Source organism: Enterococcus diestrammenae, assembly GCF_049384045.1.
Taxonomy (GTDB): domain Bacteria; phylum Bacillota; class Bacilli; order Lactobacillales; family Enterococcaceae; genus Enterococcus_C; species Enterococcus_C diestrammenae.
In genome coordinates this window covers 26262-33690 of sequence record NZ_JBMRGR010000024.1, presented here as the reverse complement: position 1 = coordinate 33690, position 7429 = coordinate 26262, and the positions used below count along the sequence as shown (strand labels likewise).

Here is a 7429-nt window from a genome sequence, read left to right as displayed (position 1 = left end):
TCATCAGATTCCAGTTCATCAGATTCCAGTTCATCAGATTCCAGTTCATCAGATTCCAGTTCATCAGATTCCAGTTCCCTTGTAACAATAAATAATACTTCTGGCAGCCAAGAAAAGAAAACAGATAAAGTCTACCCAAAGACAAATGAATCTTCAGAAATTAGTCGAATCTTCGCTTCATTGGGTGGGGGACTATTGTTAATTTCTGCAACGATACTCGCCAGGATAAATCGAAAATAATACTTTTATAACTCATACGTGTTCAAATGAGTAAATTTCATAATTCAAGAAATATCTAAAAATAGCTTTTTTTCAGATTACGTTTTATGGAAAACTTGTTATATCATTGCAATGATGGACTCGTATCATGTCAATCAGATTTTTGGAATATTCAACACAAATAATTAGAGTCTAAAACAAGCTTATAACATTTTCCTACTGCTTGTTTTAGGCTCCTTATTTCGTTAGACTCGTTAACAATTCAAAATTTTATAAACAATTATTCTCTGATGATTTTCCAATTCTCAAACTTTTTTAAAATAAGTTGATACTGATAGTTGATAGTCGTCTTACCATTATCATCTAGATATTTTACAACAATATTTGTTAAAATACTCTCTCCTCTTTTCTGAAAAATAATATTAACCAATTCCACAAATCTAAGTTTACCATCAATTGGTTGCATCTCGTCATCTTCCACATAGTATTCAAGTTCCTTTTCTGAAGCAGTTGGATAAAGTTTGAAAAATGTCTCTAAAAACTCAGTGATTTCTTCTGTTGTTTTGGAATCAATTTTTGAATCACTTTCAACTTGTTTTACTTTATATTGTGCTTTATCAGGTTTTGCAATCATGGTGGGCAAACTCGTTACTATATGATTCCTGTTTTCATCTTCAAAGATCGTCACTCGGTATGCAGAAGAAATTGATTGTGTCTTTTTCCCTTCCGTAATCTTTTGCTCCACTAAAAATGAAACGGTAAATTCTTCCGAGCCTTTCTCAACATTTTGAATTTTTACTGATTGAACTTCAGAACTAGTAGGAATATCTGTCCGGACCATATCTTGACTCAAAGCGAGACCTTCTTCTGTAAGGTACTGCTCAAGAGTATTCATTCTCTTTTCAATTACTTCCTTATTATTCTTCCATGAAAAATATTCTTTCGCAAAATTCTTCGTAAAACTTTCAACGCCAGAAGTATTCACTACCTTTTCCTTCACAACCACTTTTTCATGAGTTGTATGCTGATCAATGGCGGTGAAATTTTTGTAGATGCCAAAAGCAAGACTACAAGACAATAAAAGCCAAAGGGCAAGCACCATTTTTCGATGCTTGCCCACGGATACGACTCGTTCTTTCTTCTTTTTTTGGGTCTTTTCCTTTTGATTTCGTTCAATTTTTATCTTCATCTTTATTCCTCTTTTCTTTTATTTGTATCGACCGGCCCCGATAAGATGCTGCTGCCAATAGCTTTCTGTTAGATTCGCCCATCCCACTGGATCTCCTGCATGAAACATGCGACTCTCTCCTGCATAAATACCGACATGAGTCACATACGTACCGGCATCATAGGTCGAATGAAAGAAAACTAAATCACCTGGTTTGGCATCCTTTAAATCAATATGGGTCATGGCATCATATTGATCCTGAGCCACTCGAGGAAGTGTTAAACCTACTTTTGCATAACACCATTGAGTCAAGCCACTACAATCAAACCCCGTTTCGGGACTTGATCCACCAAATACATAGGCTGTTCCTTCATACTTAAACGCCTCGTCAAAAATTCCTTGGACGGTTTTATCATCAAACTGTGTTGTAGTTAGGTATTGCTTCACTAATAAGCAATAAAACATATTGCCATAGTTATACCGCCACCCACCATTTTCCTTAATCGCTATTGGGTTGGGGTAGTCTACTTTTTGGCCGCCCGATTTTTCCTTTGAAAAAGATTCAGCTAAAGCAAAACTATGCTTCTTCCCGTTTTTCGCGACATGATCCAAATACCCACCACCATAGTTATAAGCCTGAATAATACTATCTTGATCACATCCTAGTTCTTTGGAACGCTTAACCAAAGACGAAAAATAGAGGCACCCTTGTTTGATGGATGCCTCAGTACTTAATGAATTTGGTGGCAACCCGGCTGACTCCGAACTCTGCATAACATCTTCCATTGTGCCACCAGATTCCACTTGAATAATCGCCAAAAGAATCGGGACATATTCTGAGATATCTGATTCTTTGGCATATTTTTCCACCATTACACGGTATTTCAAGACTTCTTCTGAAACACTACTACCCCCAGGAGAAGCATCTGAACTTCCACTTCCTTCACTGTCTTCACCAAACAACAAACCCACACACATCAAGATGGCCATAAAGGAGATTGTCAAGAATGTTAACGAAATGATACTTAATTTCTTTACGTTCATTTTTTCTCACCCGACCTTGATTTTGGACGAGGGTTCATTCTTTTTTGTACTTTTTGATTGGTTCGCTTGGGAAGAGTAGACCGCTGTTTCACTTGTTGGAAAGAATTTTTCTTACTTGATGATTGGCTTTTCCCTTTTGAAATGATTTCTTGACTAGCGAGTTTTCGTTTGATTTCGGGATTCGGATTGCCTTTTACAATCCGCTTTGATACTTCTTTCTTCGGCGTCTTATCTTTTTGAGGTTGGTGCTCTGTTTTTATCGGAACATTTCCCCTTCTTTTACCATGACGATTCCCTGCTTCGTTCAATACTTTGCGCTTTTCAGCCACTTTTTCATCTCTACGTTGTCGTTGTTTTTCTCGCAACCCCGCTCGATTTGCTTTTTCTTGGACCAGTCCGCGCTTGAATTCTTCTGGTGCTTTTTTCGTCTTTTCGATTCCTTGATGGAGATTGTATTTCAAATTCGTTGGCGTATTCCTTACCTGATCCTTTACTTCTTTGGTCTTATCTTTCACCAAAGCTTGGGTATCCAGAACTTTGCCGATTTTTCTCCCGGCCAAATTCATTCGGGATTGTTTCTTATTATTTGAGATTGGCTTTTCATTAGTCGAGTCAGATGGTGCCTCCTGATCGTTAAGTAATCGTGAGTTCTTTCGTAGAGAAGAATCAGATGGCTTAAATTTGGATTTTGATTGTTCCTTTGTCAACTTACTTCCGACTGCTGCACCACCGCCAAAAGCCAAAGTCCGTCCCACATTTCGATTGAGTTGCCGCAATTTTCGATTCATTAACATTTGCGGTTTTCGCATAACCCGTCTGCCCATTGATTGGCTATCATTACTTTGGAGATTGAACATACTCATAATGTCACCCAATTTGAAATAGATACCGGCAAAGGTCACAATTTGCAGAAAAGCAACCATGAAAAATGGATAGGTTGCGGAAATGTTGAAAAACATCGTGGAGATACTAAATGCAGTCGTAATCACCAAGGTGACACCTGCTCGCAACATAATCGTATTAAATAAGCGAATAATCGCCTTCTTGCCCAAACTTTCATAAGTCGGCAACATGGACAATAAGAAACTGATGGGAAGAAACATCGCAAATATAATGAAGAGAATTTGCGAAAACAACATAATCCCTGTCAGAAGAAAGACAAAGAAGGAAATCCCAATATTGAACAACACCAAAAAGACCACGGTTCCTAATCGGTTCATGGTCTTAGTAATACTTAAATTCGCATTGTCATTGTCTTCAATCTCGGCTTTGACCGCTTCTTCCCGATCTTTGCCTTTATTTTCATCCGGACTCACGGATAGAATCTTATTGACACGATCTTCGCCAATTTCTTCTATATTAGAATCATCAAATTGTAGTAGTAACCAAGGTTGTTGGACTTGAATCGAAAATAAAGTGTCTCGAATCAAATCCACACTATCTTTTCCCTGGCTTTCCGAATTGGGTACAACAATCTCGGTCCCAAGGCTAAGAGCCGCTTCACTAACGTCTGAGCTAAAATCATTGATTTTTGTGATATAGGTGGGCGCATACGAGATAAAGGAACCCGATAGTAGAAAAATCATCACAAAATTAATTACGGCTCGAACTGCTTTGGTGGTTTCTCGTTTTAATAATCCGGTATACGCCACATAAACTCCTAGAGCCAAAATCATCAATAATAGAAATCCAAAGTAAAATCCCGAGGTCTGGAGTCCATTTTCGGTAATGCCGGCTAAGGTTTGAATATTTTTTCCAATACTTTCAGCCGTGTCTGAAATGAAATCTAACTTGTAAGCTTCTTGAACTACATAGCCCGTGGCATTTGATAAGTAAAGACTAACTGTCCAGATAAAATTGGTAATGGCATACAGGCCATACATTACGCTCTTCCCTAAGCCGTCACCCCAATTCCAAGGCAGCCAATCCCAGGAGCTATCCACAAAGAAATCCAACTGATAGTTACCAAGAGAATATTGAGAATAGAGATTTCCCGCTTCAACTGTATCATCAACCAGACCTGTCGCCTCGGCTACCGTTCCAATCAGAATGAGAAGAAGTAAAATAGCGCAGAGACTGATTGCGATCATTCCTGCAATCCGAAAAAGTTTCTTTTTCATCCCCTCACTCCATTCTCTCTTGAACCGGCGGACGAGTATCAAAGGCATGGAAGAGTTCTTCAAAGACTGGATGAACTTGGACCACACCTACCCGACCATACAAATCTTGCATTAAGCATTGGCCGTTTTCCAAATCTCGCAAGCGTTTTTGATTGCTTTCATCTTCTTGATCTAAGCCAAAGAATTCCAAGGTTTTCTTGATTTCATGAATATCGGTACTGCGAAATGCAAACTTCAACCCGATATTATTCTTCAAGCGTTCATCCAGTAAATCGTCACTATTTTGCGTGACAAAGTAAACCCCGGCATTCATGGCCCGACCAGCACGAACGAGCTTATTCGATAACGTCTTTCCTTGTGCTACTTGAAGAAATGACCAAGCCTCATCCAGGTCCACAATCTTGAAAATTTCTCGATTACTATGGATAAAGTCCAAGGCAAAAGTGGAAATGACAATCAGCATGGAAACACTTAGTAACTCCATGGTAGTGTATTCTTCAAAAGTCGTTTCCGCATCTGGTAAAACCAAATCCGCTACTTGAATGATATTTAACTGCTTATCTAAACTAATCGACTGGGTAATCAAACCATCTGAGAAAAGCAAATGGGCAAAATCATAATCGGTAAAGGACTCGATATGATCCGCAATATTTTCCGCAACTGGCGAGTCCTCTTTTCGAAGCTCATTAATGACTTGTAATAATCCTCGTTGCTCACTTTGGGTAACGGTTCGAATAGCCTTACGCAACACTGGAAACTTCTCCCCATCTCGACTAGAAATTCCTGTTAAAAAAGTTAGGATATCAATTGCTAGACTTTCCGAGTCCTTCTTTTTCTTCATGATGACATAGGGATCAAGCAGACCTTGATTTTCTGGCTTACTAGTTAAGTTGAGAATATTGATTTCATCCGCAATTTCTGGCAAGGTCCCTTTCCATCCTCCTCGCTCCCCTTTTGGATCGACAATCACAGCTTGTCCACCGAACAAAACAGCATAGTAGACCAAGAGATTGTTGCTAAAAGATTTCCCACCACCAAGAGAACCGAGAAAAGCCGCGGCTAGTGCATTGGTAACTGAACCCTTTACCCCTTGTGAAGCCAATGCTGGTTTCAGGTAAACATTGCGCCCCGTATCTACGTTATAGCCAAAGTAAATACCTTCTAACTCGCCTAACATTTGGGTGGCTCCAAACCCAAGTCCCGCTAAAAAGTCAGACGTAACATACTGGATATAATCATTCATATAGCGTTTGCTTGAAGGTAAAAACTCTTCATGTAAGCCCATCATATCGCCAAAGGGTCGGACTAGTTTCACATTGGTATCATCATAAAAATCGAACACTTCATCACAACGGCGCTTTAGTTCATCCACCGATTCGGCACTCACTCGAACCACATAGCTCAATTTGTACATGGATTCTTTCGACTGATCCAAAGTGGTTTCCAACTCATCCACAGAATCCAACGCATCTAATACATTGGCATTCGTTTCATTATCGGATTGGTAAGCATGGTTGTCTAAATCCTTTAATTCCTTTTTCTTATTTCGAACGGTAGCTAGTGCCTTTTTGTTCGTTACAATCTCTACATTCATTGAAGTATCAATTGGAAAAGTGAATTGTTGTTGCTGGTAATAAAAGAGTTCTGAGGAAGGAAATTCCATCTCTCCTACAATCGTATTGATTGTTAAGTACGCTACATATGATTCATGGTTTTCATGTTCCATGCGTAAGTAACGAGGCTTTTCTTCAATCAAACAACGACTAGGACGTAATAAGTCGTAACGTTTCACCAAAGTTTCCGACTTCAGCTTTTTCTTTGGTAGCTGAAATTCATATTCTTCAAACGGTGTACCTTTTTCACCATAGATATGTTCAATCAGGTAAGTTAGATCACTCGGTGTGACTCGTCTGACTTTGAATCTTCTAGCCAATTTACTTTCCATTAGTTTTTCAAGCTTAGTATACCGACGAATTTCTTCATTGGATAAGGAAACAAAATCCCCCATCAAATGATGATTCACGCCATAGAAAAATTCTTGAAAGCCGGAGAAGAAAGATTTCTTGAAATTCTTTAGATTGACCTCTTCATCTGTCGCAATTAGTTTAAAGCCAATAAAAAAGCGATAATCAATCTGACTATCGCCAATCATGGATACTAATGCATCTGTCTGTAAATCAATTCGCTGTTGCGCTACTTCTTTGAGTCTACCGGTAATTTCTTTTTTCGATCGCTCTTGTGTGGCACGAATACTACTTTCTGTCGCAATTTGTAAAGCATGAATCTTGCCTTCACGATTTTGCGCAATTAATTGTCGAAAGTTATCATGTACTTGATATTTCTGTTCAGGTGACAAAAAGGAGTAATTGTAAGGTATTAACTCATAGTAGGCAAAACATTCTCCCTCTTGATTAAAGACAAGATTATTTTCGATATACTTAATCGGGTACATAGTTCACACTCCTTACAAGAGTAATGGGTTCGTCCCATCGTTTCTTCTGTTCTTTGACTTTCTTTCCTGCAAAAGTGACCTTAAACCGCAAGTGATAGCTGATAAAGGATCGTAAAAATCCCAATGGTTTCTTACCGTCAAACGTTTTTTGCGACATGAACCAAGTAACCGCCACTGGTATGCCTAAGTATTTTAAAAAGGCCCCCTCTATCATGGATAGTGGAGGCACATGGGCAAATACAATGACAAACAGCAAGGATAAAACGAACCAAGCCATTTGATTAAAGGTCACAGGAAAAGGCAGCTGAAAGTCATTGATCGCGTAAATGACTTTTTCAACTGCCCATATACTGGTATAGCTTTTTATTTTCTTCATGGTTTCTCCTTTCAAAAAAGGCTGTTCCAAATAGGAACAACCTTCAATAT

General features: G+C 38.8%; 6 protein-coding genes. 1 reads left to right on the top strand and 5 read right to left on the bottom strand.

Going from position 1 to position 7429, the window contains the following annotated elements; genetic code table 11:
• Nucleotides 1-240 (top strand): hypothetical protein (locus ACO03U_RS12560; protein ID WP_423104887.1); only part of this gene is annotated, 240 nt, incomplete at its 5' end.
• Between the two features lie 259 nt (nt 241-499).
• Here the strand turns inward: ACO03U_RS12560 and ACO03U_RS12555 are convergent.
• From ACO03U_RS12555 to ACO03U_RS12535, 5 genes are read right to left on the bottom strand one after another with little or no spacing between them, the layout of a single operon-like run.
• Entirely contained in the window at nt 500-1408 is a 909-nt protein-coding gene (locus tag ACO03U_RS12555; protein WP_204687313.1) for a conjugal transfer protein, read from the bottom strand.
• 18 nt (nt 1409-1426) lie between these two features.
• Nucleotides 1427-2431, bottom strand: coding sequence for a bifunctional lytic transglycosylase/C40 family peptidase (locus tag ACO03U_RS12550; RefSeq protein WP_204687314.1), 1005 nt, complete (start codon nt 2429-2431; stop codon nt 1427-1429).
• A complete protein-coding gene (locus ACO03U_RS12545) occupies nt 2428-4551 on the bottom strand; it encodes a CD3337/EF1877 family mobilome membrane protein (protein ID WP_204687315.1) in 2124 nt (707 codons plus the stop codon). Before ACO03U_RS12545 ends, ACO03U_RS12550 begins: the two co-directional genes overlap by 4 nt.
• 4 nt (nt 4552-4555) lie before the next feature.
• Nucleotides 4556-7003 carry a conjugal transfer ATPase TcpF gene (gene tcpF, locus ACO03U_RS12540; RefSeq protein ID WP_204687316.1) on the bottom strand — a complete coding sequence of 816 codons (2448 nt, stop codon included), beginning with the start codon at nt 7001-7003 and terminating at the stop codon, nt 4556-4558.
• The gene (locus ACO03U_RS12535; RefSeq protein ID WP_002297349.1) at nt 6990-7379 is read right to left on the bottom strand and encodes a conjugal transfer protein; all 390 of its coding nucleotides are present in this window, start codon (nt 7377-7379) and stop codon (nt 6990-6992) included. The genes tcpF and ACO03U_RS12535 overlap by 14 nt, the downstream gene beginning before the upstream one ends.
• Between the last annotated feature and the right edge of the window lie 50 nt (nt 7380-7429).